Origin of the sequence: Microbacterium sp. zg-YB36 (genome assembly GCF_024623575.2) — a bacterium.
Lineage (GTDB): Bacteria > Actinomycetota > Actinomycetes > Actinomycetales > Microbacteriaceae > Microbacterium.
Map to the genome: position 1 here is coordinate 88,179 of NZ_JANJFD020000008.1, position 26,258 is coordinate 114,436.

The window sequence follows — 26,258 nt, forward strand, 5'->3', positions numbered from 1 at the left end:
TACTCACTCGGCACCGCGAATACTCACTCGGCGGCCACGGCGATGGCCGATTTCCGCGAGCGGGACGGCCGGGTCGGTGGCAGGCTGGGGGTATGAGTCAGGCAGTCACGGGATTCGACGAGCGGTATCGGGCCATCCATGCGCGGGACGCGCGCTTCGACGGCCAGTTCGTCACCGCCGTGCGCACCACCGGAATCTACTGCCGGCCCAGCTGCCCCGCCCGCACCCCGAAGCCCGGCAACGTCGAGTTCTACGCCACCAGCGCTGCCGCGCACGAGGCCGGTTACCGCGCCTGCAAGCGGTGCCTGCCGGAGGCGGCACCGGGTTCGCCCGCGTGGGACCTGCGCGGCGACACCGCCGGCCGCGCCATGCGCCTCATCGCCGACGGCGTGGTCGAGCGCGAGGGCGTGCCGGGGCTGGCCTCCCGCCTCGGCTACTCCAGTCGTCATCTCTCGCGCCTGCTCGCCGCCGAACTCGGCGCCGGCCCGCTCGCGCTCGCCCGCGCGCACCGCGCGCACACCGCGCGGATGCTGTTGGTGGGCACCGACCTGCCCATCGCGGACATCGCGTTCTCGGCCGGGTTCGCCAGCGTCCGCCAGTTCAACGACACCGTGCGGGAAGTGTTCGGGATGCCGCCGCAGCAGCTTCGCGCGCGACGTCCGGCATCCGGCGTGGCCGCCGCCCCCGGCGCGATCGACCTCGTGCTCCCGGTGCGGGCGCCGTTCGACGTCGACGGGCTGTTTGCGTGGATGGCGGCGCGCGTCATCGCCGGCGTCGAAACCGCCACCCCGACCTCTTTCGCGCGCAACATCGCGCTGCCGGGGGGACCGGCGTGGTTCCGGCTGCGCGCCGACGGTGCCCGCGTGCGTCTGGAGGCCCGCCTCAGTCGCCTCGGCGATCTGCCCGTGCTGGTCGCCCGCGCCCGCCGGCTGTTCGACCTCGACGCGGACCCCGTCGCCATCGACGAGGCGCTCGCGCGCCACCCGGAGCTTGCCGCCTCCGTCGCCAGCACACCCGGCCTGCGGGTACCTGGTACCGCGGACCCGCACGAGATGCTCATCCGCGCCATGATCGGCCAGCAGATCTCAGTGGCTGCCGCCCGCACCGCCCTGGTGCGCCTGACCGAGGCGCTGGGGGAGCGGGTGCCCGAGCACGAGGGCACCGACCGGCTGTTCCCCACGATGACCGCGATCGCCGAACACGGTGCGGAGGTGCTGCGCGGCCCCGCCGCCCGCATCCGCGCCGTCACCGGCGCCGCCGCGCTGATCGCGGCCGGCGACCTGTCGCTGTCGCCCGGCGACGACGGCGTCGAGCAGCGCGCGCGGCTGCTCGCGCTGCCGGGAGTCGGTCCCTGGACTGCCGACTACGTGCGGATGCGGGTCACCGGCGACCCCGACGTGGTCCTCCCGGGCGACGTCGCCGCTCGTACCGGGGCGGGGAACCTCGGCATCCCCGCCGATCCGGCCGGTCTCACGGCTTGGGCGACCCGCACCGCGCCGTGGCGCAGTTACCTCACCGCGCACCTGTGGCGAGCGGCCCTGCCCGCTGCGACCCCCACCCCACCCCTCCCCGTCGGAATTCAGGCTGAGGATGCCGCGACGGCCGAATCAGGCCCCGAATCCGCCGCACAGCCTGAATTCCGACGCCCTCTCTCAGGAGCCAGGTCATGACCACCCTCAGCACCACCACCCAGACCGCCACGATCCAGACCCTCGACACCCCCGACGGCCCATTCACGATCGTCAGCGACGCCGCCGGACGCGTGCTCGCCTCCGGCTGGACCCCCGACGGCGACACGATGCTCGCCCGCATCCACCCGGCGCTGCGCCCGGCCACCGTGCACGAGCGGCGGACGGATGCCGCGGATGCCGTCGCCGCCTACTACGCCGGTGACGTCGCCGCGATCGACGGAATCGAGGTCGCCCAACACGGCACCGCCCTGCAGCAGAACGGCTGGACGGCACTGCGCCGCATCACACCAGGCCGCCCGCTGACCTACACCGGTTTCGCGGTCGAGATGGGCCACCCCCGCGCCGTGCGGGCAGCCGCCTCCATCTGCGCGCGCAACGCCGCCGCCTTGTTCGTGCCGTGCCACCGCGTGCTGCGCACCGACGGCACCCTCGGCGGCTTCGCCTGGGGACTCGACGTCAAGCGGTCCCTCCTGGCCCGCGAATCAGACTGATCCAGGCGACCAACAAGCACATACCCGTCGAAAAAGTTGTTGCACTCAGCGAATTCTCAGGGATAGGCTAGTGGGCTCCCGCGGGTCGGGAGTCCCCGCCCACAAACCCCTCCGGAGGATGCCATGCACCAGGCCGCCATCACCGCGAAGCCGATCACGCTCCTCCCCGCCGCCGCACGCCGGTTCGCGGGAGTGGAGGGGTAGTCGCGGGGCCACCCGCAGACGACCGCGGGGCGCCTCGCCGCCCCGCGTGACAGACTCGGCGCCCCGCGCCTCGGCCTCCGCTGCGGCCGGCGCGCCCCGCGCCACCGTCGCTACCGCGCCACCGCGCGCCACCGCCCACCGCGCGCCACCGCCACCCGGCGCCACCGCCACCCGGCGCCACCGCCCACCGCGCGCCACCGCGCCACCGCCACCGCGCCACCGCCACCGCGCGCCACCGCCACCCCGCGCCCCCGCACCCCGCACCACCGCCGGGCCGCGCACTTGCCCGGAGGGCCCGCTACGGCCCCCGCTCCCCACCGCACGACCCCACTAAGGACCATGACCTCCTCGCCGCAGAGACTTTCCACCCCGCGGGCGCTCGCTCGCCTCATCCCGTTCGTCAAACCCGTGCTGCCCCGTTTGATCGGCGGCTGCATCGCCGCGTTCGGCGCGGCGATGATGAGCCTGCTCATCCCGCTCGTCCTCGAGGCCGTCGTCGACGGGCCCATCGCCGACGGCGAGATTCCGCTCATCGTCTGGGCGGCTGTCGGCGTGCTCGTCCTGGGCGCGCTCGAGGCACTGTTCATCTACCTGCGCCGCGCGTTCGTGTTGACCCCGGCGACGGGCGTCGAGTACGAGATCCGGCAGCAGTTCTACCGGCGCCTGCAGCGCCTGCCGGTGTCGTTCCACGACCGCTGGCAATCAGGGCAGCTGCTCAGCCGCATGATGCAGGACATCAACCTCATCCGCCGCTGGCTCGCGTTCGGCGCGATCCTGCTGCTGGTGAACGTCCTGACCATCGTCATCGGCGCGGCCTTCCTCTTCCGCTGGCACTGGGCACTGGGCACGACGTTCCTGGTCGTGTCGATCCCGCTGTGGTTCTTCGGCTACCGGTTCGAGCACAACTACGGCGTGCTCGCACGTCAGAGCCAGGACCAGGCCGGCGACCTGGCCACCTCGGTCGAGGAGAGCGTCCACGGCATCCGTGTGCTCAAGGCGTTCGGCCGCGGCAAGCACGCGCTGCAGAAGTTCCGCGCGCAGGTCGAGACGCTGCGAGGCACCGAACTGCGCAAGGCCCGCGAAGTGGGCGTGCTGTGGTTCTGGCTCGAAGTCGTCCCGATGATCGCGTTCGCGCTGTGCCTGCTGATCGGCATCTGGCTCGCCAGCACCGACCAGCTGACCGTCGGCGAGCTGTTCGCCTTCTTCGCGATGGCCACCGCGCTTCGCTGGCCGCTGGAGTCGCTCGGGTTCCTGTTCTCGTTCCTCATCGACGCCCGCACCGCCACCGACCGCGTCTTCGAGGTGCTCGATTCGGAGAACGCGATCGTCGACCCGGATAACCCCAAGACCATCGAGAATCCGCGCGGGGAGCTGGCCTTCCGCGGCGTGCACTTCCGGTATCAGGATGCCGGTGCCACCGAGCGCGACCTGCTGGACGGGGTCGACCTCGTGCTGGAGCCGGGGGAGACGATGGCCCTGGTGGGCCTCACCGGCTCGGGCAAGACCACCCTGACGACCCTCCCGGCGCGCCTGTACGACGTGACCGAGGGTGCCGTGGAACTGGACGGCGTCGATGTGCGCGACCTCACGCTCGAAGAGCTGCGCCGCCACGTCGCGATGGCGTTCGAGGATGCCACGTTGTTCTCGACCTCGGTGCGCGACAACGTGCTGCTGGGTCGCGACGGCCTGGATCCGCTGAGCCCCGAGGCGGATGCCGTGCTGGCAGAAGCCCTCGAGATCGCGCAGGCCCACTTCGTGTACGACCTCCCCGACGGTGCGGACACGCTCGTCGGCGAGGAGGGGCTGAGCCTGTCCGGTGGGCAGCGGCAGCGCCTCGCGCTCGCGCGCGCCGTTGCGGCCCGGCCGCGCGTGCTGGTGCTTGACGACCCGCTGTCGGCGCTGGACGTGGACACCGAGGCGCTGGTCGAGGCGGCGCTGCGCCGCGTGCTGGCCACCACCACCGCGCTCATCGTGGCGCACCGGCCGTCGACGGTGGCCCTGGCCGACCGCGTCGCCGTGCTCGAGGCGGGGCGCATCACGGCCGTCGGCACCCACGCCGAGCTGCTGCGCACGAGCGAGCACTACCGGCATGTCATCTCGAGCTTCGAAGCCGAGGAACGCACCCAGCGCGAGACGGAGGTGAACCTGTGAGCGTCTCGACGGTTCAGGGAACCAGCGGCGAGGACCGCGACGACTACACCAAGACCGAGAGCCGCGCCATCCGGCGCCGGTCGCTGCACCTGCTCGGGTCCCTGGTGAGCCCGATGAAGGGGCTGCTGGTGCTGACGGCTGTCGTTGTCGTCGCCTCCACCGCACTGCGGGTGCTGGGACCTGCGCTGATCGCCTGGGGCATCAACGTGGCGCTTCCGCGCGCCGTGGACTACGCCGACTGGATGCCGGCGTTCGTGGTGACCGCGGTGTATCTGGTCACCGGCATCCTGGGCGCCGCCCTCATCGCCTGGTACGTCGGGTTGGCGGCGCGGCTGACCCAGGCGGTGCTGATGGACCTGCGCACGCGGATCTTCCGCCACACGCAGCGGCTGAGCCTGGAGTTCCACGAGAGCTACACGTCGGGGCGCATCATCTCGCGGCAGACCAGCGACCTGGAGTCGATCCGCGAGTTGCTCGACGGCGGGCTCAACCAGCTCGTGCAGGGGAGCCTGTACGGCATCTTCACGCTGGCGATGCTGTTCATCCTGGATTGGCAGTCCGGCGTGATCCTCGTGGTCATGGGCATTCCGCTGGCACTGCTGATGCGCTGGTTCTACATCCAGTCGCAGAAGGGATTCCGGCTGTCGCGGGTGGTCAGCGCGAAGCTCATCGTGCAGTTCGTGGAGACCATGACGGGCGTGCGGGCGGTCAAGGCCTTCCGCAAGGAGAAGCGCAACGACGCCGAGTTCGGGGAGATCTCGGGGGAGTACCGCCGGGTCAACCTCAAGCTCGTGCGGCTGTTCGGCGTGCTCGATCCCGGCCTCATCCTCATCTCGAACGTGACGATGGCCATCGTGCTGCTGTGGGGCGCGCTGCGCGTCGTGGACGGCACCTTCCTCATCGGCAGTCTGCTCGCGGCGGTGCTGTACATCCGCAACTTCTTCAGCCCGCTGGAGGAGATCGCGATGTTCCTGAACTCCTACCAGTCAGCCACCGCGGCGCTGGAGAAGGTGTCGGGCATGCTGGAGGAGGAGCCGACGGTTCCCGATCCGGCCGAGCCGGTGGACCTGTGGCACGCACGAGGTCACGTGCGCTTCGAGGACGTCGAGTTCGGCTACGCCTCGGGCCGGGTGATCCTGCCCGACTTCTCGCTGGACATCCCTGCCGGGCAGACCATCGCCCTGGTCGGGACGACGGGAGCGGGAAAATCGACCCTGGCCAAGCTGGTGTCGCGGTTCTACGATCCGACGCGCGGCAGGGTGACCCTGGACGGGGTCGACCTGCGGTCGCTGCACCCGAAGGACCTGCGCCGCGCGATCGTCATGGTCACGCAGGAGGCGTACCTGTTCAGCGGCACGATCGCCGACAACATCGCACTGGGAAAGCCCGACGCGACGCTGGCGGAGATCCAGGCCGCAGCGCGCGCGGTGGGGGCCGACACCTTCATCCAGGCGCTGCCGGACGGCTACAACACCGACGTGAACAAGCGAGGCGGTCGGGTCTCCGCCGGGCAGCGGCAGCTGATCTCGTTCGCGCGGGCGTTCCTGGCAGATCCCGCCGTGCTCATCCTGGATGAGGCGACGGCGTCGCTGGACATGCCCAGCGAGCGGATGATCCAGGACGCGCTGCAGACGCTGCTGGCCGACCGCACCGCGATCATCATCGCCCACCGCCTGTCGACGGTGGCGATCGCCGACCGGGTGCTCGTCATGGAGCACGGCCGCATCATCGAGGACGACGCCCCCGCCGCGCTCATCGCCGGCACCGGTAAGTTCTCGCAGCTGCACGCCGCCTGGCGCGAGTCGCTGGTGTGACGACGGATGCCGCACTCCGCCCGAGACGGCGGGGTGCGGCATCCATCCGTTTCAGCCGGCGGAGGCCGCGTCCGAGACCGCGACGGCGGTGGCCAGCGGATGCCGCGCCGGCAGGTTCGCGAGGGCGGCGGCGCCGTCGATGCCCTGGCCCCGGGGCGCCACCAGGGCGATGTCCAGGTCGGCGTCCGTCAGTCGCCGCTGGAACGCCGCGCGCAGCGCGGCGGAGCGGAACACCCCACCCAGCGCGCACACCTGCAGCGTCCCGTCGTCGCCGCGGTGCACGCGGCGCAGCGCCGTGGTGACGCTGTGCGCCAGCTCGTCGGCGGCGCGGCGGGTGATGTCGGCGGCGACGGCGTCGTGGTCGGTGTGGGCGGCCACGGCTGCGGCGAACCCCGCGATCACGCTGACGCGGTCATCGGCGGTCTGCAGCCGGATGTACGCCTCGGTGAGGTCGGGCCAGTGCTCCTGGGCGACCGCGCGCAGCGCCGTCGCCGGGCCCCGGCCGTCGAAGTCGCGCATGACGGCGGCCAGCGCCTCCCGGCCGATCCAGTAGCCGCTGCCGGCATCGCCGACGAGGTACCCCCAGCCGTCCACCCTGGCCACCGCGTCGCCGCCGACGGCGAGGGTCACGACGCCGGTGCCGGCGGCCACCACGGCACCGCGGGCGTCACCGAGCGCGCCGAGGAACGAGGTGGTGGAGTCGTGCGCGAGGATCGTCCGGGTCACGGCGGTGCCGCGCAGCAGCTCGCGCAGCGCCCCGGCGTCGGTCTCGGCCGAGGTGAGGCCCGACACCCCGGCGGCCACGACCGATACCGGTGCGCCGGCGCGGGTGATCGCGGCGTGCGCGACCTCCGCGAGCTGTGGCAGCAGCGAGGCATGCGTGCGGATGCCGGGGAAGACCTCGTCCTGCACGTCGCCGCCCCAGCGCACGCGGGTCTTGATGCTGGTCTGTCCTGCGTCGATGGCCAGGACGGCGTCGCCGGCGGTCATGACATCACCGGCGGGACGGTGACGGGGCCGATGTCGCGGTGAAGAAGAACGGGCACGGATTCGTTCTACACCGCATTGGTCGCGAAGCAGAGCACCGTCGCCGATCTGCCGCGGTGCGCACCGCGCGGCAGGCGTCCGCACGCGCCCGGGGTATCTTGATATCGAGACAACGCCGCTCGCGAATGGAGACCCACGGATGACCGAGCCGACCATCATCTACACCTACACCGACGAGGCCCCGGCGCTGGCCACCGCGTCGTTCCTGCCGATCGTGCAGGCCTACGCCGGTCAGGCCGGGGTGTCCGTTCAGACGCGGGACATCTCGCTCGCCGGCCGCGTGCTGGCCGCCTTCCCGCAGCACCTGACACCGGAGCAGCAGGTCGGCGACGCGCTGGCCGAGCTCGGGGGCCTGGCGACCCTGCCCGAGGCGAACATCATCAAGCTCCCCAACATCTCCGCCTCTATCCCGCAGCTCAAGGGCGCGATCGCGGAGCTGCAGGCGGCGGGCTTCGACATCCCCGACTACCCCGACGAGCCGACCACGCTCGAGGACAAGGACATCCGCGCCCGGTACGACCGCATCAAGGGATCCGCGGTCAACCCGGTGCTGCGCGAGGGCAACAGCGACCGCCGCGCGCCGCTGTCGGTGAAGAACTACGCCCGCAAGCACCCGCACCGCAACAAGCCGTTCGCGGAGGGCTCCAAGACCCGCGTCGCCACCCTCGGGCACGACGACTTCAAATCCAACGAGAAGTCCGTGGTGATGCCCGCCGACGACGTGCTGACCATCCAGCACGTGGCATCCGACGGCACCGTCACGACGCTGAAGGACAGCCTGAAGGTGCTCCCCGGCGAGATCGTGGATGCCACGTTCCTCTCGGCCGCGGCCCTGGACGCCTTCCTCGCCGAGACGCTGCGCGCCGCCGAGGTCGACGACGTGCTGTACTCCGTGCACCTGAAGGCCACGATGATGAAGGTCAGCGACCCCATCATCTTCGGCCACGTCGTGCGCGCCTACTTCGCCGACGTGTTCGCCCGGTACGGCGAGAAGATCGCCGCGGCGGGCCTCACCCCGAACGACGGGCTGGGCGGGATCCTCTCGGGGCTGAAGAGCGTCGACGGCGGCGAGGAGATCATCGCCGCGTTCGCCGACGCGATGGCCGACGGACCGCGGCTGTCCTACGTCAACTCCGATAAGGGCATCACCAACCTGCACGTCCCGTCCGATGTCATCGTCGACGCGTCGATGCCGGCGCTGGTGCGCAACGGCGGGAAGCTGTGGGGTGTCGACGGCGGCGAGGACGACACGATCGCCGTCATCCCCGACTCCTCCTACGCCGGGGTCTACCAGAGCGTGATCGACGACGTCATCGCGCACGGCCCGCTGGATCCGGCAACGATCGGCAGCGTGCCGAACGTGGGCCTGATGGCCCAGGCGGCCGAGGAGTACGGCAGCCACGACAAGACGTTCGAGATCGCCGCGGAAGGCGTCGTGCAGGTGCTCGATTCGGCAGGCACCGTGCTGCTGGAGCACGCCGTCGCCCCCGGTGACATCTGGCGCGCGACGCAGACCAAGGACATCGCGGTACGCGACTGGGTGAAGCTGGCCGTCACCCGCGCCCGCGCCACCGGCGTGCCCGCGGTGTTCTGGCTCGACGCCACCCGTGCCCACGACGCGCAGCTGATCGAGAAGGTCAACACCTACCTCGGCGAGCACGACACGTCAGAGCTCACGATCGAGATCCTCCCCCCGGCCGAGGCGACGCAGTACTCGCTGGACCGCATCCGTCAGGGCCTGGACACCATCTCGGTGACCGGCAACGTGCTGCGCGACTACCTCACCGACCTGTTCCCCATCCTCGAGGTCGGCACGAGCGCCAAGATGCTCTCCATCGTGCCGCTGCTCGCCGGCGGTGGCCTGTTCGAGACCGGTGCCGGCGGCTCCGCGCCCAAGCACGTGCAGCAGCTGCTCTCGGAGAACTACCTGCGTTGGGACTCGCTGGGCGAGTTCTTCGCGCTTGCGGCATCCCTCGAGCACCTCGCCACGACCACCGACAACCCCAAGGCGCAGGTGCTGGCAGACACGCTGGACGCCGCGACCGGCACGTTCCTCGAGAACGACCGGTCGCCCGGTCGCGCGCTCGGCACGATCGACAACCGCGGCAGCCACTTCTACCTCGCGCTGTACTGGGCGCAGGAACTGGCGAAGCAGACGGCGGATGCCGAACTGGCCGCGATCTTCGCCCCGGTGGCCGAGGCGCTCGCCGCCGGCGAGGAGCAGATCGTCGCCGAGCTGATCGCCGTGCAGGGCTCGCCGGTCGACGTGGGCGGCTACTACCGCCCCGACGCCGCCCGCGTGGAGTCCGTGATGCGCCCGTCCGCGACGTTCAACTCCGTGATCGACTCACTGGGCTGACCCCCCCAACCCGTGAGACCACACCTGGTCGCCGAGACCGTGGGAACTTCCCATCGTTTCGGCGACCAGGTGTCGTTTCAGCGGAAGGGGAGGGGCGAGCGGCGGGGCGGGGCGAGGGCTCGCTAGAGGCGGACCTCGGCGACGACCTCGCCGTACTCGGTCTCGCCGACGGGGGTGAAGCCCACGCGGCGGAAGAAGGTGTCCGGGCCGCCCTCGCCTGCCTCGTAGATGGCGTTGACGTGGTCCATGCCGCGGCTGCGCGCCTCTTGGAGCAGCTGCTCGACGGCGAAACGTCCCACGCCGCGGCCCTGGTCGTCGGCATCGACGTTGATGCGCCACAGCACCGAGCGGAAGTGCTCCTGGGGTGCCTCGGGGTCGAAGTTCGCGCTGACGAACCCGACGACCTCATCCCCGTCGAGCACGACCCGCTGCCATGACGTGGAGGGGTTCACCACGGTCGCGGCGATCGCGTAGCTCTCCGGGGCGAGGAAGCGTTCCTGCCCGGGCTTGAGCGACATGTTGTTCACCGCGACGATCGTGGATGCCGACAGTTCTTCTACACGCAGCTCAGCCATCCCCACAGGGTAACCGGGTTTGGCAGCCGGTCGCACTTGTGGGCAGGGCCTTCATCTGGATTTCACACGACGGACGCCTGGGGGACCGGTTGTGCGGCCAGGAACGCCGCCTGCGCGAACCACTGGTGCGCCTGGCCGCCCTCGTGCTGATTGTGCTTGTACACCTCGATGTGCTTGTCGGCGGCGTAGTGGTTGAACGCCGCATACACCGTCGAGGGCGGGCACACCGGGTCCATCAGGGCGACGGAGAACAGCGCGGGCGCCGTGGCGCGCTTGGCGAAATTGACGCCGTCGAAGTACGACAGGGTGTCGAAGACGCGGTCGTCGGCGCCGCGGTGCACCGACAGATAGCGCACCACCTCCTGATAGGGGTCACGGTCGGTCAGGCCCACCGCCCGCTCGAAGTGGCACAGGAACGGCACGTCGGGCATGGCCGCCACGAGTCCCTCGGTCAGCCCGGCGGCGGCCAGCGTGATGCCGCCGCCCTGACTGCCGCCGGCGACGGCGACGCGGGCGGGGTCGACCTCGGGCAGCGACCGGACGGCGTCGATGGCGCGCACGGCGTCGGTGTAGACGCGGCGGTAGTAGTACGTCTCGGGGTCGTCGACGCCGCGCGTGAGGAAGCCGCTCGCCGAGGGGCCGGCTCCGTGCGGGTCGGGGGTGTCGCCGCCGGATCCCCACGTGGAGCCCTGCCCGCGGGTGTCCATGAACAGGTGCGCATAGCCGGCGGCCGCCCAATCGCTGCGTTCGCCGGGCAGGCCCCGGCCGCCGCCGTAACCGTTGAACTCCACGACGGCAGGCAGCGGCCCGGTCACGCCACGCGGCAGGGTCAGCCACGCGCGCACCGGCTCGCCGGCGAACCCGGGGAAGGTGAGGTCGAACACGTCGAACACCGCGAACGGGGTGTCGACCTGCCGGCGCACCACCTCGCCGCCGGCGGCGCGGGACTCGGTGAGCGTGCGAGACCAGAACTCGTCGAAGTCGTCCGGCTCGCGCACGTCGGGGCGGTAGGCCGCCAGCTCGTCGGGGGTCAGGTCGAATCGTGGCACGATCGCCACGATAGGGGGTGGTGCGGCGTCAGTTGTGGATCGACACTTCGACGCCGGGTGCGGCCCAGTCGTACAGCTGCGCCGCACGCCACTCCGGCATCCCCACGCAGCCGTGGCTGCTGGGGCGGCCCCAGTTGCTGTGCCAGTACACGCCGTGGAAGGCCTGACCGCCGTTGAAGTACATCATCCACTTCACGTTGGGCTGCACGTACGGGCCGAGGTCTTCGCCGTTGGGCCCGCGGTAGGTGCCGTAGAGCGTCTGCATGGGGTACATGCTCTGGATCGTGTAGTTGCCGGTGTACGTCGGGGCGCCCTGCTTGCCCGTCGAGACCGACCACGAATCCACTGCGGCACCGTTCTCGTAAAGGGTGACCCGCTGCGCGCTGAGGTTGACGTCGATCGTGCGCTCCAGAGCGGTGGTCTGGAACTGGGTCTCGACGACGGGGAGCGGGTACACCGCGTTGCCGGTGCTCAGCTGCTCGGCGAAGCCCGCGGCGATGCCGTCGGTCGATTCCAGCGCTCGCCCTGCCTGGCCGGACTGGATGTCGTAGAGATGCTCGCCTGCCGTGTTGGTGATGACGGTGGCATTCACCGCGTCGCGCGCGACCAGGGCCGGCAGAGTGTCGACGACCGGCTGAATGGCGGCGGGGTCCGCCGTGAACTCGAACGTGCCGTCCTCGGTGGTGCTGAGGGTGATCCAGGATGCCAGCACGGCACGGTCCACCGGCACGGTGCGCTCTTCGCCGATGTAGAAGCCGGCGGAGTCGAGCATCGCGTTCAGCACGTCGGCGCTGGACTGGGCGGAGTCGGTGGTCGTGTTCGCCGGGATCGGCGCGAGCGCCGGGTCGTCGAGCACGACGGTGGCGGCACCGTCGTTGAACGCCTGCTGCAGCCCGGCCTCGACAGCGGCCGGATCCACACCCGAGCCGTCGACGGCGGGCGTGACGACGTACGTCTGCGTGCCGGCGTCGAAGGCGAGCGTGGCGTCGGTCGGAGCCGTGTACAGGCTGGGCGCGGCCTCGCGGAGGACCTCCGCGGTGAGTTGCGCGTCGATCGTGATGGGCGCCGAGATCGGGTCACCGAACCACTGCGTCACGTTCCACGCCGGCCGCGTCTCGAAGGCCGACTCGGCGATCGCGCGCACATCGAGTTCGGCGCCGAGGTCGGCGGAGCTGACCGCGTCACCGTCGCCGACGACGAGTTCGGTGTTCTGCAGACGTTCGGAGATCGCGTCGCTGGCGGCGCCGGGGGTGAGCAAGCCCACCGAGACCCCGGCCACCGTGGTGCCGGGTGCGATGAGCATGAGGGATGCGGCGCCGGCACCGAGCGCGGCGACCGCGACGGGGATGCCGATCCACAGCGCCAGACGGCGCTTCTTGCGGGGCGGTTCTGCGGACGCCCACTTCACCTCGGTAGTGCCGGCTTCGTCGCCCCCGGCGCCCAGCGCCAGGGTCGGGGCGTCGTCGGTTGCGACGGCGCCCGTTTCGTCGGCCTCTGGCCTGGTGACTACGTCCGTCACATTCCACCCCCCGGGTTGCGTGATCCGATACGTCCTCCCCATGGTAAGGGACGTTCGACACGCCGAGGCAACGGAAGCATCACGGTCCGAGACCCACGAACCTCGCCGACGTCGCCTCGATTCAGGTCACAGTTTTGTAAAGAGTCCTCCCAGATTACGCAACCGATCTTGTGGCGCGATAATTCGTAAGCTCTACTAACAAACATGGCCGGCATTGACGCCCCGCGCTCCGCATCCGCCGAGACTGCCGTGCGCGGATTCGGTGCCAGCCGTGTGCTGCGCGCAGGTGGCAAGGTGCTCCCCGAGCACGCCCGCGCACACAACCGGTCCCTCGTGCTGCAGACGCTGTTCCACGGCGGCGAGATGAGCCGTGCCGACCTCGCCCGCGAGACCGCGCTGACCCGCGTGACGATCTCCGACCTCGTCGCCGAGCTGATGGGCGACGGCCTCGTCGCCGAACGGGGCATGCGGGAAGCGTCGGGGCCGGGTAAGCCGGGGATGCTCGTCGATCTCGACCGGGAGGGCCACCGCATCGTCGGGATCGACCTGTCCGGGAGCGACCGCATTCTCGGGGCGGTGCTCACCCTCGGCGGCGAGATCGTCGTGCGGCGGGAGATCCCGATGCCGGCAGGCGCCGCCGTCCTTCCCGCGGTCCTCGCCTTCGCCCGCGGACTCGTCGCTGATTCGCACGCGCCGGTGCTCGGCGTCGGCATCGGAACCCCAGGCATCGTCAACGATGCGGGGGTGGTGCTGACGGCGCCGAGCCTCGGCTGGTCGGGGCTCGAACTGCAACGGATCGTCTCGACCGAGCTCGCCCTCCCGGCGCTGGTCGCCAACGACGCCAACGCCGCTGTGCTGGCTGAATACACGTTCGGCGGGTCAGGCGAAGACGTGCTGCTGGTGAAGGTCGACCGTGGCGTCGGCTCGGGGCTGCTCGCCGGCGGGCAGCCGATGCGCGGCGGCCGCTTCGCGGCAGGTGAGATCGGGCACGTCACGGTCGGCACCGACGGCGGACCGGTGTGTGCGTGCGGCAAGGTCGGATGCCTGGAGGCATGGCTGTCCGCTCCCGCGTTGATCGCGCGGCTCGCCGCCGCCGGCGTCGCAGACCGCGACGGCATCCTGCGCGACGCCGGCGAGCGCCTGGGCATCGCCCTGGCGCCGGTCGTCGGCGCGCTGGACCTGTCGGAGATCGTGCTCTCCGGCCCCACTGAACTTCTCGACGGCCCGCTCGCGGAGCAGGCCGCCGAGACGCTGCGCGCCCGCACACTCGCCGAGTTCCACGACGGGCTGCAGGTGCGGATGACGGCCCAAGGCGAGGACATCGTCCTGCGCGGAGCCGCCGTCATGGTCCTGTCGGGGCAACTGGGAGTCTCCTGACAATCGCCATCCTCGGGCCGTGAGGCTCACCCGAACCCAAGAGATCGAAGGAAAACCATGAAGAACAACACGATTGGAGCCGTCGCGCTCCTGGGCGCTGCGGCGCTCGTCCTCGCCGGGTGCTCGAACACCGGCGGCGGTGGCGGTGACGCCGATGCCGAGGGCGCCGAGATCCGGGTGTGGCTGGTCGGGGCGGATACGCCCGACGCCGCCCGCGACTACCTCGTGGAGACATTCGAGGAGGACAACCCCGGCTCCACGCTCGTCATCGAGGAGCAGAGCTGGGACGGTCTGGTCGACAAGCTCACGACGAGCCTGTCCAGCTCGGACAGCCCGGACCTCGTCGAATTCGGCAACACGCAGGCCCCGGCGTTCACCTCGGTGGGGGCACTGCTGGACATCTCCGACATCTACGAAGACCTCGGCGGCGATGATCTGCTGCCCGGCTTCGTCGAGGCAGGCAGCTACGAGGGCGCGCTCTACGCCGCACCGTTGTACTCCGGCGCGCGCGTCGTCTTCGCCGACCCCGCGTTCGTGTCCGAGGCGCCCGCCACGCTCGAGGAGTACGTCGCGACGGCGAAGGACCTCGCGTCGGCCAACGCCGGCGACAGCGGCATCTACTTCGCCGGTCAGGACTGGTACAACGCCCTGCCCTTCATCTGGGAGAACGGCGGCGAGATCGCCGTCCCCGACGGTGACCAGTGGGACGCCCAGCTGAGCAGCTCGGAATCGGTGGCAGGGCTCCTGCAGGTGCAGGACCTGATGACCACCGCGTCCACCGCGCCGAAGGACGGCGACAACGCCGAGCCGTGGACCCCGTATTGCGAGGGCACCGCGATCCAGTTCTCGGCGCCGAACTGGGCACTGGGACTGGCCAGCGCCTGCGAGACCCAGACCCCGCCGGCAGCCCCGTTCGTCTACGCCCTCCCCGGTGCCGACGGTGAGGCCGCCCAGGTGTTCGCGGGTGGGTCGAACATCGGCATCTCGGCCAAGTCGGCCAACCCGGAGCTGGCCAAGAGCGCGCTGGGGATCATCCTGAGCGACGAGTTCCAGACGATCTACGGCGAGAACGGCCTGATCCCGGCGAAGAAGTCGCTCGCCTCGACGCTCGGCGACACCCCGGAGGCGCAGGCGTTCACCGAGGCGGCGGGCAACGCCAAGCTGACCCCCGCTTCGCCGAACTGGGCGGAGGTGGAAGCCTCCCGCGTGCTCGAGGACTTCTTCGTCAAGATCGCGCAGGGCGGCGACGTGCCCTCGCTCGCCGAAGAGGTCGACGTCACCATCGAGGAGATCCTCAACGGCTGACCCGTCGGGGTACGGCCCGTACGCGCGGGCCGTACCCCGCACGCCCCGGTATCAGGAGCACCCATGCCCGTCATGAAAAGCGACCTCGACCCGTCGATCTCCGCGATCGACGACGGCGCCGCGGTCGACCCTCCGCCCCGCCGCGCCCGGCGCCCCGGCGGCTTTACGCCCTATGCGCTGCTGCTGCCGGCGCTGGTCGTCCTCGCCGTCATCACCGGTTGGCCGCTGCTGCAGCTGCTCATCATGAGCGTGCAGGAGTTCGGCCGAGCACAGGTGTTCGGTGCCCCGCCCGAGTTCGTCGGCTTGGCCAACTACCTCGCGGTACTCACCGACTCGGAGTTCTGGGAGGTGCTCAGCCGCTCGCTGCTGTTCGCGGCGGTGTGCGTCGTGGTCACGATGGTGCTCGGCATCCTCGTCGCCCTGCTGCTGGCGCGCCTGGGAAAGGTGCTGCGCACCGTCGTGTCGGTGGGTCTGCTGCTGGCGTGGGCGATGCCGCCGCTGTCGGCGACGATCGTGTGGGGGTGGATCTTCGACACCCAGTACGGCGTGCTCAACCACGTGCTGGTGAACGGGTTCGGGCTGGAGCAGTTCACCGGGCATTCGTGGCTCATCGAGCCGCTCAGCTTCTTCTTCGTCGCGTCGGTCATCATCGTGTGGGGCGCGGTGCCCTTCGTCGCCTTCACCGTGTACGCCGGCCTCACGCAGGTGCCCGATGAAGTGCTCGAAGCGGCGCAGCTGGATGGGGCGGGGGCGACCCAGCGCTTCTTCCTCGTGGTGGTTCCGTTCATCCGACCGATCCTCGCGATCGTGACGATCCTGCAGGTCATCTGGGATCTGCGTGTGTTCACGCAGATCTACGCACTGCAGTCGATCGGCGGACTGGCCGAGCAGACCAACACCCTCGGCGTGTACATCTACCGGGTGTCGCTCGGGTCGGGCGACTTCGGCGCCGGCGGGGCCATCTCGGTGATCGTCGTACTGCTGCTGGTGGGGCTGTCGGCGTTCTACGTGCGTCGCAGCGTCAAGGAGGAGGCGCTGTGAGCGCCGCTGTGTCGTCCGCCCGCCGTCCGGGGCGCCGGCGCCGCCGTGTCGGCTCGTTGCTCACCGTCGCCGCTGCCGTGGTGGTGTTCCTCGCCTCGGTGTTCCCGGTGTATTGGATGGTCAACACGTCGTTCCAGCCCAACGGGCAGGTACGAGGCAGCGAGCTGCACTTCTGGCCCGACAACTTCACGCTCGACAACTACGTCGGAGTCGTGTCGGGCTCGGCGCGCGCACCCTTCCTCCCCGCGCTGGGCAACTCGCTCATGGTGGCGCTGCTGACGGTCGTCATCGCGCTGGTGTTCGCCTTCCTCGCCGCCCTCGCCGTCACCCGGTTCCGCTTCCGCAGCCGGGCGCCGTTCATCATCACGATCCTCGTCATCCAGATGATCCCCGCCGAGGCGATGATCATCTCGGTGTTCCGCCTCATCGACGGCTGGCAGCTGCTCAACAGCGTCATCGGGCTCACGCTCGTGTACATCGCCACCGTGCTGCCGTTCACGATCTGGACGCTGCGCGGCTTCGTCAACGGGGTACCGATCGAATTGGAGGAAGCCGGCATGATCGACGGGCTCAGCCGCTCGCAGGCGTTCTGGAAGATCACCTTCCCGCTGCTCGCGCCGGGGCTGGTCGCCACCGGCGTGTTCGGCTTCATCCAGGCGTGGAACGAGTTCGTGTTCGCCCTCGTGCTCAACCCCCGGCCCGAGGCGATGACCCTGCCGGTGTGGCTGCGCACCTTCCTCGACCCCAACGGCGGCATCAACTGGGCCGAGCTCATGGCCGGCTCCACCCTGGTGGCGATCCCGGTCGTGGTGTTCTTCCTCATCGTGCAGAACCGCATGACCGGCGGCATGGTCGCCGGGGCGGTCAAGGGCTGATGCTGCGCATCGGGCTCGATGTCGGCGGCACCAAGACCCTCGCCGTCGCGGTGGCCGCCGACGACAGCATCGTCGCGCAAGCGCGGCTGCGCACCGGCCGGGGTCCGGATGCCGTGGTGTCGGGCATCGTGGAGGCGGTGCGGCAGGTGCGCGAGGCCGCGGGCGCCGGCCCGGTGCGTTCGGTGGGTGTGGGGATCCCCGGCCAGGTCGATCGCGGCAGGGTCACCCATGCGCTGAACCTCGGTATCGACGACCTCGATCTGGTCGCGGCCCTCGCGCCGCGGCTGGGGGCGCCGCCGGCGGTCGAGAACGATGTGAGGGCCGCCGCGCTGGGCGCGTACACCCTGCGGGGGCGCGCGGGGTCCCTCGCGTACCTGAACCTCGGGACCGGGGTGGCGGCAGGGATCGTCTCGGACGGCCGCGTGTGGCGTGGCGCCCGCGGGGCGGCGGGCGAGGTCGGCCACATCTCGATCGATCCCGCCGGGCCGACGTGCCGGTGCGGCCAACGAGGCTGCATCGAGGCGTTCGCCGGTGGCGCGTCGCTCGCCCGCCGGTGGCGGCGGCCGGGAGACGTTCCGGTGCAGGACCTGTTCGATACGGCGGATGCCGGCGACCCGGATGCGTCGGCGATCCGCACCGGCATCGTCTGCGCAGTGGCATCCGCGGCGCAGGTGCTCATCCTCACCGCCGACGTCGACGTCGTCGTGCTGGGCGGCGGCCTGACCGGACTGGGCGAGCGGCTGGCGGCCCCGGTGCGGGCGGAACTGAACTCACGGGCCGGCGCGTCGGATTTCCTGCGCTCGCTGCGGTTGGATGGGAGAGTCACGCTGCTGCCCGTCGGCTCACCCGCCGCAGCTCTGGGAGCGGCACTGGTAGGCGCGGCATCCGCGCCCGAGGAGGTATTTGGCCATGGCTGAGATCGTGATCGTCCCGACACCGGCGGATGCCGGCGCGCTCGTCGCGGCGGAGATCCTCTCCCTCGTGCGGCGCACGCCCGACGCCGTGCTGGGACTTGCCACCGGGTCCACCCCGCTGCCGGTCTACGAGGCGCTGCGTGCGCGGCGCGACGAGGTCGACCTGTCGCGCGTGCGCGGCTTCGCGTTGGACGAGTACGTGGGCATCGACCCGGCGCACCCGGAGAGCTATCGCAACGTCATCTTCCGCGAGGTCGTCGAGCCGCTCGGGCTGGACCCGGCGCGGGTGCGCGTGCCCGACGGGTCGCTCGCGGGCATCGAGCACGCCGGTGAGGACTACGAGCGGGCCATCGCGGCGGCAGGCGGGGTCGACCTGCAGATCCTCGGGATCGGCACCGACGGGCACATCGGGTTCAACGAGCCGGGCTCCTCCTTCGCCTCCCGCACGCGGGTCAAGACGCTCACCGAGCAGACCATCGCCGACAACGCGCGCTTCTTCGACTCGCCCGGCCAGGTGCCGATGCACTGCATCACGCAGGGTCTCGGCACGATCCTCGCCGCCCGGCACCTGGTGCTCCTCGCGTTCGGCGAGGGCAAGGCGCCGGCCGTCGCCGGGGCCGTGGAGGGACCGGTGAGCGCGTCGCTGCCGGGGTCGGCGATCCAGCTGCACCCGCACACGACGGTCGTCGTCGACGAGGCGGCGGCGTCGCAGCTGCAGCGCGCCGACTACTACCGCTACGCCTGGGCGCACAAGCCCGCCTGGCAGGGACTGTAAGCGCGACTGATCGCCTCAGGCGGTGAAGACCTTGCCGGGGTTCAGAATGCCGAGCGGATCGAACACCCGCGCGATGTCGCGCTGCAGTCGCCACTGATCCTCGCCCAGTTCGTCGGCCAGCCACCTGCGCTTGAGCACGCCGATGCCGTGCTCGCCGGTGAGCGTTCCGCCCAGGCGCAGCGCCGCGCGGAACAGCGCGTCGGCGGCGTCCCAGATGTGCGGCGGCACCTCGGGCCCGGTGAAGACGAAGTTCGGGTGCAGGTTGCCGTCGCCGGCGTGCGCCACGGTCGGGATCGTCACGCCGAACTCGCGCTCGATGCGGGCGATCTCGTCGAACATCGCCGGCAGCGCGCTGCGCGGCACCGCGACGTCCTCGATGAGGGTCGTGCCGAGGGTCTCCATCGCCGGATGCATGGCGCGGCGCACCGCGAGCAGCCGCTCGCCCTCCGCCTCGTCGGCGGCGACCACGACCGCGCCGCCGGCGGCGGTGAGCACCCGGGCGATCGCGTCGGCCTCGACATGGGCGGCGGGGCCGTCGGTCTGGATCGTCAGCTGCGTGGCGCCGGCTGTCGGGGGTGCCAGCTGCAGCAGCCGGTGCGCGGCGGCCAGACACGTGGCATCCATCAGCTCCATGATCGCCGGCTGGATGCCGCTCGCGGTGACGGCGGCCGAGGCGACCGCCGCGGCGCGGACGTCGGGGAAGGTCGCCGCGATCGTGCGCGTGGCGCCGGGTACGAGCCGGCGGAGCTTGAGGGTGGCGCCGACGACGACGCCGAGGGTGCCCTCCGAGCCGATCATGAGGGAGGTCAGGTCCAGCCCCGTCACGCCCTTGACGCTGCGGTGACCGAAGCGCATCAGGCGCCCGTCGGCGAGCACGACGTCCACGGCCAGCACTGCGTCGCGGACGACACCGTACTTGGCGCACAGCAGCCCGCCCGCACCGGTGGCGATGTTGCCGCCGACGGTCGAGATCTCCCGGCTGGCGGGGTCGGGCGCCCACCACAGGCCCTGGGCGGCGAGGGCGGCGTTGAGCTGGGCGTTGAGGATGCCGGGTTCGACGACGGCGAGCAGGTCGTCGGGGCGCACCTCGAGGATGCGGTCCATGCCCCGCACCGACAGCGCGATCTCGCCGGGTCCGGCGTTGGCGCCGCCGGCCAGGCCCGTGCCGGCGCCGCGGGTCACGACGGGAGTGCGGGTCTCGGTCGCGATGCGCAGTGTCGTCTGTACGTCGGCGACCGAGGCCGCGCGCACGACCGCCAGCGGCGGACCGGCCGACGCGTGCCCCGACTTGTCGGCGCGGGCCGCCTGGAGCGCGGCGGGCGTGGTGTCGACGCGGCCGGGGAGCGCCGCGTGCAGCAGCGCGACCGGGTCCGATGCCGCGGCGGGCGTCGCGGGCCGCGCCGAGTCGGTCATGCGAAGCGGCGGCGACCGGAGATGACCCCGACGGTCACGGCGACGACGGCGAAGCCCAGACCCACCCACGCGTTGCCCAGCGCCCACCAGGCGATCGTCGCGGCGGCGTAGACGAGAAGTTCGACCAGGGCGCGGACGAACGGGTGCACCGCGAGCACCGCGCGCGGCGACACGAACAGTGCCCACAGCAGGATCGCGACGACCGGCGAGCCGATCCCGACCACGAGGTTCCACGGCCAGTCCCAGGCCACGAATCCCCAGAATGCCAGCGTGCCGAAGGCGAACAGGCCGCACACGACCGAGAGCACATCCACGGCGTCCAGGCCGGGCCGGGTGCCGGCTTGCGGCTGCGGCTCGGCGGGTGTCTCTGGGCGCACGGAGGGCAGATCGGACATGCGCTCAGTCTACGTGGGGCCTGGCGTGTGACCGCGGGCGCGGGGCGCGGCATCCGCTCCGCGCGCGGCCCGGTGTCCAGCGTAGGAGATGTGGCGGAGGGAGGACGGATGCCGCGGGTTCGGTCCTACGCTCGTCCCTTTTCCTACGCTCGTGACCCCGCGGCCGGCACGGGCTCGCCGTCCACCCACACCTCGCGCACGCGCAGGTCGGGGTCCAACAGCACCGCGTCGGCCGTCGCCCCGACGGCGAGCGACCCGGCTGCGGCGCGCACGGCGCGGGCGGGTACCGTCGTCAGTGCCGCCACCGCCTCCGGCAGGGGCACGCCGCACTCCGCGGTGACCAGGCGCAGCGCGGCATCCTGCATCAGCGTGGAGCCGGCGATCGAGCCACCGTCGTCCAGGCGCGCCACGCCGCCGGCCACCGTGACGGCGAGCCCGCCGAGGCTATAGGGGCCGTCGGCGGCCCCGGCCGCAGCCATCGCGTCGGTGATCAGCGCGACGCGCCCCGGCGCCCCGGCGAAGACGAGCCGCATGACGTCGGGGTGCACGTGCGTGCCGTCGGCGATGAGCTCCACCGTCACGCGGTCGTCACCCATCGCGGCCACGACGGGTCCGGGGGAGCGGTGGTGGATGCCGCGCATGCCGTTGAACGCATGCGTCAGGATCGTCGCGCCCGCATCGAACGCCCGCTGCGCAGCAGCAGCGTCGGCGTCGGTGTGCCCGATCGCGACGACCACGCCCGCCGCGACGAACCGCGCGATCGCCTCGGCCGCCCCCGGCAGCTCCGGCGCCAGGGTCACCTGCCGCAGCGTGCCATCCGCGGCAGTCAGCAGCCGGTCGACGGATGCCGCGTCCGGCGCCCGCAGCAGACCCGCCGTGTGCGCACCCTTGTGTCCGGCGGCCAGGAACGGCCCCTCCAGGTGGGAACCGAGGATCGTGGCATCCGTCCGGGCGAGCGCGGCGACCATGCCCACTCGCGCGACCAGGTCGTCGATCGACGCGGTCACCAGCGACAGCACGGCGCGGGTGGTGCCGTGTGCGCGGTGCACGGCACGGGCCGCCGCGATCTCTGCCGGGCCGTCGTCGAACGCGCCGCCAGCGCCGCCGTGCCCGTGGATGTCGACGAACCCGGGGGTCAGCCACGCACCGCCGCCGTCGCGGACGTCGCGGGGCGCGAGGTCCTGCCATCCGTCGCCGTGGCCGGCTGCCACCACGTGGCCGGCGTCGAACGCGACCCACGCGGCGCCGGCGACGGTGCCGGCATCCACCAGCCGGACGTCTCGGATGACGCGGGCGACGCTCATGCGCCTGTCCAGTCGATCTCCGGGGAGCGGTCGAACCCGATGCCGGCGGCCTGCCACGCCGGCCCTCGGGCAGCCAGGCGGGTGCGGAACGACGCCCAGGTGCGGTCGGGGTGGGTGCCGGTCGCGGGCGACCACGCGGCCTCGGCCGCGGCGGCGATGCGGGGGAAGGCCAGCGCCTCGATGTCGGCGAGGGTGCGCACCGTCTCGGTCCACAGCGGCGCCTCGACGCCCAGGATGTCGGCTTCCCCCACGCCGTCGATCACGTCGGCCGGCTCCCAGCGGTAGGACCGCTCCACGCTGGTGGCCCCGTTCGCCCACGTCAGCCCGAGCGGGCCGTCGGGGTCGCGCTTCATGTCGAGGTAGACCGCGTCGGCGGGCGACAGGATGAGCTGGGAGCCGCCGCGCGCGAAGGCTGCGGCGTTGTCCGCATCGGCGCCGGAGACGAACCCCCAATACTGCCCGATCGTCGACGGTGCGATCTCGGGTGCGGCGCCGGCCTCGTGCCAGGCCAGCGGCGTCTTGCCGAGGTTGGCGACCAGCTCGGTGACCCGCGCGATGAACACCGCGAAGTCGTCGGGGTCGGTACCCAGGCACTCGTCGCCGCCGATGTGCAGGTAGGGGCCGGGGGTGATCGCGGCGAGCTCACCGAGCACGTCGGCGAGGAAGTCGTAGGTGGCCTCGTCGTCGGTCTTCAGCGACGAGAATCCCACCGCGAAGCCGGTGTACGGCTCGCCCGCCGCCGGCAGGTCGCCGCCGTACTGCGCCACGTTCTCGCGCACCGTGTCGGTGATGACGGGTGCTTCGGTGATCTCCGGGTAGGCCAGGCCGATGGCGTGCGTGTGACTGGGGACGTCGATCTCGGGGACGACGGTCATGTGACGCGACGCGGCGTGCGCGACGATCGCCGCGTAATCCTGCTGTGTGTAGAAGCCGCCCGCCCCGCCGCCCACCGCGGTGCCCGCCGCCTTGGCGGTCAACTCGGGACGCGAGCGGATCTCGAGGCGCCAGCCCTGGTCGTCGGTGAGGTGCAGGTGCAGGTGGTTGAGCTTCAGCTCCGCCGCCCGATCGATGTAGGTGCAGACCGTCTCGACGGGGAAGAAGTGCCGCGCGACGTCGAGCATGACGCCGCGGTAGGCGAACCGCGGTGCGTCGGCGATCTCGACCGCCGGGATCACCCAGCCGCCCTCCTCGTCGCCCGCCAGCAGCTGCGCGAGGGTCTGCGCGCCGTAGAACAGTCCGGCCGCTCCCGAGGAGACGACGGCGACGGATGTCGCATCCACCGTGATCGCGTACGACTCCGCGCCGCCCGGTCGCTGCGGCTCGAGCCGGAACTGCACCGTGTCCGCGCCGTCGGCCCTCGCAGCCGGCTCGGCCAGGCGGATGCCGGTGCGCACCGCGACGAGGTCGGCGAAGGCCGCCGCGGTGTCGAGGTCGCCGGCGAGCCTGGTCGCTTCGCCGAGGCGGAAGTCCGCACCGTCGCGTGCGGCAACAGCTGCGGGGAGCGGGACGAGGAAGAGGCCTGCGGTGGTGTCTGACACATGGCCATTCTGTCGTGGCATCCGGACGCCCTGCACCTCGACGGCAAACGTCGGCGCCCCCTCTCGCGGGCGCCGACCCCTCGTCCGCTATGATCGGGGTGTCGCGACTGGCGTTGAGGTGGGCAACCACCGGGGAGCGACTGATGAGGACATCGACCGCACGCCTGGGCCGGGTCTCGATAGTCCGCTCTGCGGGCGGTTCGACCCGAGTTCCATGAAGAAGTGCAGTCAGGAGATCGTCATGACCGATTCCGTATTCAACGCCCCCCTCTCCGAGGTGGATCCCGAGATCGCCCAGGTGCTCGAGCGCGAGCTCGAGCGTCAGCGCGGATACCTCGAGATGATCGCATCCGAGAACTTCGTGCCGGTGTCCGTGTTGCAGTCGCAGGGCTCGGTGCTGACCAACAAGTACGCCGAGGGCTACCCCGGGCGCCGCTACTACGGCGGCTGCGAAGAGGTCGACGTCGCCGAGGAGCTCGCCATCGAGCGGGCCAAGGCGCTGTTCGGCGCCCAGTTCGCCAACGTGCAGCCGCACTCGGGCGCCTCCGCCAACGCCGCGGTGCTGCACGCCATCGCGCGCCCCGGCGACACCCTGCTCGGCCTGGCGCTGGATCAGGGCGGCCACCTCACGCACGGCATGAAGATCAACTTCTCCGGCCGGCTGTACAACATCGTCGCGTACGGCGTGGACCCCGAGACCTCGATCATCGACATGGCCGAGGTGCGCCGCCTCGCGATCGAGCACAAGCCCAAGGTGATCATCGCCGGCTGGTCCGCATACCCGCGCCAGCTGGACTTCGCCGCGTTCCGTGCGATCGCCGACGAGGTCGGTGCCCTGCTGTGGGTCGACATGGCCCACTTCGCCGGTCTCGTCGCGGCGGGTCTGCACCCCAACCCGGTGCCGCACGCCCACGTGGTGTCCTCCACGGTGCACAAGACGATCGGCGGCCCCCGCTCCGGCTTCATCCTCAGCAACGACCCCGACATCGCCAAGAAGATCAACACCGCCGTCTTCCCCGGCCAGCAGGGCGGGCCACTCATGCACGTCATCGCCGCCAAGGCCACCGCGTTCAAGCTCGCCGCGACCCCCGAGTTCGCCGAGCGTCAGGAGCGGGTCCTGCGGGGCGCGGCGATCCTCGCCGAGCGCCTGACGCAGCAGGACGTGAAGGATGCCGGCATCGCGGTGCGCTCCGGCGGCACCGACGTGCACCTGGTGCTGGTGGACCTGCGCGAGGCGGCGATCGACGGCAAGCAGGCCGAAGACCTCCTGCACGAGATCCACATCACCGTCAACCGCAACGCGGTGCCCAACGACCCCCGACCGCCGATGGTCACGTCGGGCCTGCGCATCGGCACGCCGGCGCTGGCGACCCGCGGATTCGGCGACGCCGAGTTCACCGAGGTGGCCGACATCATCGCGCTGGCGCTGCTTCCCGGCGCCGATGTCGAGGCGCTGCGCACCCGCGTGGCGGCCCTCACCGCCGCGTTCCCCCTCTACCCCGGCCTGCAGCAGTGACCGCGGTCCGCCTCGACGGCGTCGCCACGGCGGCGGCGATCAAGGACGAACTGCGCGCCCGCGTCGCGGCGTTGGCCGAGCAGGGCATCGTCCCCGGCATCGCGACGGTGCTGGTGGGTGCCGACCCTGCATCCCAGCTGTACGTCGGCATGAAGCACAAGCAATCCGAAGCCATCGGGATGAACTCGATCCAGCGGGAACTGCCCGCCGACGCCACGCAGCAGCAGGTGGAGGCGGTCATCGACGAGCTCAACGCCGACCCCGACTGCCACGGCTACATCGTGCAGCTGCCGCTGCCGCGCCACCTCGACACCGACGCGATCCTCGAGCGCATCGACCCGGCCAAGGATGCCGACGGGCTGCATCCGACCAACCTCGGCCGGCTCGTGCTCAACGTCAACACTCCGATCACCTCGCCGCTGCCGTGTACGCCGCGCGGCGTGATCGAACTGCTGACCCGCAACGGCTACGACCTTGCCGGCAAGCACGTCGTCGTCGTGGGCCGCGGCGTGACCATCGGGCGCTCGATCGGGCTGCTGTTGACCCGCCGCGAGTACAACGCGACGGTCACCCTCACCCACACCGGCACCGTCGATCTCGGGCGGCACCTGCGCGAGGCCGACGTGATCGTCGCGGCGGCCGGCGTCAAGCACATCGTGCGCGCCGAGGACGTGCGTCCCGGTGCGGCGGTGCTCGACGTGGGCGTGACCCGCGAGGTCGACCCGGAGACCGGCAAGAACCGCGTCTACGGGGACGTGCACCCTGATGTCGCCGAAGTGGCCGGTTTCCTGTCGCCGAACCCCGGCGGGGTGGGGCCGATGACCGTGGCACTGCTGATGACCAACGTGGTCGAAGCGGCCGAACGCGTCGCCGCCGGCGCGTAATTCAGGAAGAAGCGCCGGATG

Annotated in this window: 21 protein-coding genes and 1 riboswitch; of the genes, 13 read left to right on the top strand and 8 right to left on the bottom strand. The window is 71.4% G+C overall.

Translation table 11 applies throughout. From position 1 onward, the window contains the following. Positions 1-92: 92 nt before the first annotated feature. From NQ151_RS12840 to NQ151_RS12855, 4 genes are all read left to right on the top strand, one after another. A complete protein-coding gene (locus NQ151_RS12840; protein WP_257528336.1) occupies positions 93-1,670 on the top strand; it encodes a DNA-3-methyladenine glycosylase 2 family protein in 1,578 nt (525 codons plus the stop codon). Continuing rightward, positions 1,667-2,182: a methylated-DNA--[protein]-cysteine S-methyltransferase gene (locus NQ151_RS12845; protein WP_257509268.1), complete on the top strand. Its 516-nt coding sequence runs from the start codon at positions 1,667-1,669 to the stop codon at positions 2,180-2,182. Before NQ151_RS12840 ends, NQ151_RS12845 begins: the two co-directional genes overlap by 4 nt. Before the next feature lie 543 nt (positions 2,183-2,725). Further along, positions 2,726-4,537 (top strand): ABC transporter ATP-binding protein, encoded by a 1,812-nt coding sequence (locus tag NQ151_RS12850; protein WP_257528337.1) that lies wholly within the window; start codon positions 2,726-2,728, stop codon positions 4,535-4,537. Next, the gene (locus NQ151_RS12855) at positions 4,534-6,351 is read left to right on the top strand and encodes an ABC transporter ATP-binding protein (RefSeq protein ID WP_257509270.1); all 1,818 of its coding nucleotides are present in this window, start codon (positions 4,534-4,536) and stop codon (positions 6,349-6,351) included. Before NQ151_RS12850 ends, NQ151_RS12855 begins: the two co-directional genes overlap by 4 nt. A gap of 51 nt (positions 6,352-6,402) precedes the next feature. On the opposite strand, the gene NQ151_RS12860 is transcribed toward NQ151_RS12855, so the two are convergent. Next, positions 6,403-7,341 carry an N-acetylglucosamine kinase gene (locus tag NQ151_RS12860; protein WP_257528338.1) on the bottom strand — a complete coding sequence of 313 codons (939 nt, stop codon included), beginning with the start codon at positions 7,339-7,341 and terminating at the stop codon, positions 6,403-6,405. Between the two features lie 196 nt (positions 7,342-7,537). Between NQ151_RS12860 and NQ151_RS12865 the strand changes: the two genes are divergently transcribed. Next, a complete protein-coding gene (locus NQ151_RS12865) occupies positions 7,538-9,757 on the top strand; it encodes an NADP-dependent isocitrate dehydrogenase (protein WP_257528339.1) in 2,220 nt (739 codons plus the stop codon). A 122-nt stretch (positions 9,758-9,879) separates the two neighbouring features. On the opposite strand, the gene NQ151_RS12870 is transcribed toward NQ151_RS12865, so the two are convergent. From NQ151_RS12870 to NQ151_RS12880, 3 genes are all read right to left on the bottom strand, one after another. Then, positions 9,880-10,332, bottom strand: coding sequence for a GNAT family N-acetyltransferase (locus tag NQ151_RS12870; protein WP_257509272.1), 453 nt, complete (start codon positions 10,330-10,332; stop codon positions 9,880-9,882). A gap of 62 nt (positions 10,333-10,394) precedes the next feature. Further along, positions 10,395-11,381 carry an acetylxylan esterase gene (locus tag NQ151_RS12875; RefSeq protein ID WP_257528340.1) on the bottom strand — a complete coding sequence of 329 codons (987 nt, stop codon included), beginning with the start codon at positions 11,379-11,381 and terminating at the stop codon, positions 10,395-10,397. A 28-nt stretch (positions 11,382-11,409) separates the two neighbouring features. Next, a complete protein-coding gene (locus NQ151_RS12880) occupies positions 11,410-12,900 on the bottom strand; it encodes a L,D-transpeptidase family protein (RefSeq protein WP_257528341.1) in 1,491 nt (496 codons plus the stop codon). Between the two features lie 204 nt (positions 12,901-13,104). Between NQ151_RS12880 and NQ151_RS12885 the strand changes: the two genes are divergently transcribed. The 6 genes from NQ151_RS12885 to NQ151_RS12910 all read left to right on the top strand — a co-directional run bounded on the left by NQ151_RS12885 (position 13,105) and on the right by NQ151_RS12910 (position 19,187). Further along, complete coding sequence (locus NQ151_RS12885) at positions 13,105-14,277, top strand: ROK family transcriptional regulator (RefSeq protein ID WP_257528342.1); 1,173 nt, start codon at positions 13,105-13,107, stop codon at positions 14,275-14,277. A gap of 57 nt (positions 14,278-14,334) precedes the next feature. Then, positions 14,335-15,582, top strand: coding sequence for an extracellular solute-binding protein (locus NQ151_RS12890; protein WP_257528343.1), 1,248 nt, complete (start codon positions 14,335-14,337; stop codon positions 15,580-15,582). A gap of 63 nt (positions 15,583-15,645) precedes the next feature. Beyond that, positions 15,646-16,623, top strand: coding sequence for a carbohydrate ABC transporter permease (locus NQ151_RS12895; RefSeq protein ID WP_257528344.1), 978 nt, complete (start codon positions 15,646-15,648; stop codon positions 16,621-16,623). Further along, the gene (locus NQ151_RS12900) at positions 16,620-17,498 is read left to right on the top strand and encodes a carbohydrate ABC transporter permease (protein ID WP_257528345.1); all 879 of its coding nucleotides are present in this window, start codon (positions 16,620-16,622) and stop codon (positions 17,496-17,498) included. Before NQ151_RS12895 ends, NQ151_RS12900 begins: the two co-directional genes overlap by 4 nt. A gap of 2 nt (positions 17,499-17,500) precedes the next feature. Beyond that, positions 17,501-18,415, top strand: coding sequence for an ROK family protein (locus NQ151_RS12905; RefSeq protein ID WP_257528364.1), 915 nt, complete (start codon positions 17,501-17,503; stop codon positions 18,413-18,415). Next, on the top strand, positions 18,408-19,187 hold the full coding sequence (locus NQ151_RS12910; RefSeq protein ID WP_257509279.1) for a glucosamine-6-phosphate deaminase: 780 nt from the start codon (positions 18,408-18,410) through the stop codon (positions 19,185-19,187). The genes NQ151_RS12905 and NQ151_RS12910 overlap by 8 nt, the downstream gene beginning before the upstream one ends. A gap of 15 nt (positions 19,188-19,202) precedes the next feature. On the opposite strand, the gene NQ151_RS12915 is transcribed toward NQ151_RS12910, so the two are convergent. From NQ151_RS12915 to NQ151_RS12930, 4 genes are all read right to left on the bottom strand, one after another. Then, on the bottom strand, positions 19,203-20,600 hold the full coding sequence (locus tag NQ151_RS12915; protein ID WP_257509280.1) for an FAD-binding oxidoreductase: 1,398 nt from the start codon (positions 20,598-20,600) through the stop codon (positions 19,203-19,205). Next, complete coding sequence (locus NQ151_RS12920; protein ID WP_257509281.1) at positions 20,597-20,995, bottom strand: YrdB family protein; 399 nt, start codon at positions 20,993-20,995, stop codon at positions 20,597-20,599. Before NQ151_RS12920 ends, NQ151_RS12915 begins: the two co-directional genes overlap by 4 nt. Positions 20,996-21,138: 143 nt before the next feature. Beyond that, on the bottom strand, positions 21,139-22,299 hold the full coding sequence (locus NQ151_RS12925; protein WP_257528346.1) for an N-acetylglucosamine-6-phosphate deacetylase: 1,161 nt from the start codon (positions 22,297-22,299) through the stop codon (positions 21,139-21,141). After that, positions 22,296-23,837 (bottom strand): beta-N-acetylhexosaminidase, encoded by a 1,542-nt coding sequence (locus NQ151_RS12930; RefSeq protein ID WP_257528347.1) that lies wholly within the window; start codon positions 23,835-23,837, stop codon positions 22,296-22,298. Before NQ151_RS12930 ends, NQ151_RS12925 begins: the two co-directional genes overlap by 4 nt. 93 nt (positions 23,838-23,930) lie before the next feature. After that, positions 23,931-24,014, top strand: a riboswitch (ZMP/ZTP riboswitch). A gap of 64 nt (positions 24,015-24,078) precedes the next feature. Between NQ151_RS12930 and glyA the strand changes: the two genes are divergently transcribed. Next, a complete protein-coding gene (glyA, locus tag NQ151_RS12935) occupies positions 24,079-25,353 on the top strand; it encodes a serine hydroxymethyltransferase (protein WP_257509284.1) in 1,275 nt (424 codons plus the stop codon). Continuing rightward, a complete protein-coding gene (locus tag NQ151_RS12940) occupies positions 25,350-26,237 on the top strand; it encodes a bifunctional methylenetetrahydrofolate dehydrogenase/methenyltetrahydrofolate cyclohydrolase (protein ID WP_257509285.1) in 888 nt (295 codons plus the stop codon). Before glyA ends, NQ151_RS12940 begins: the two co-directional genes overlap by 4 nt. Positions 26,238-26,258: the final 21 nt, after the last annotated feature.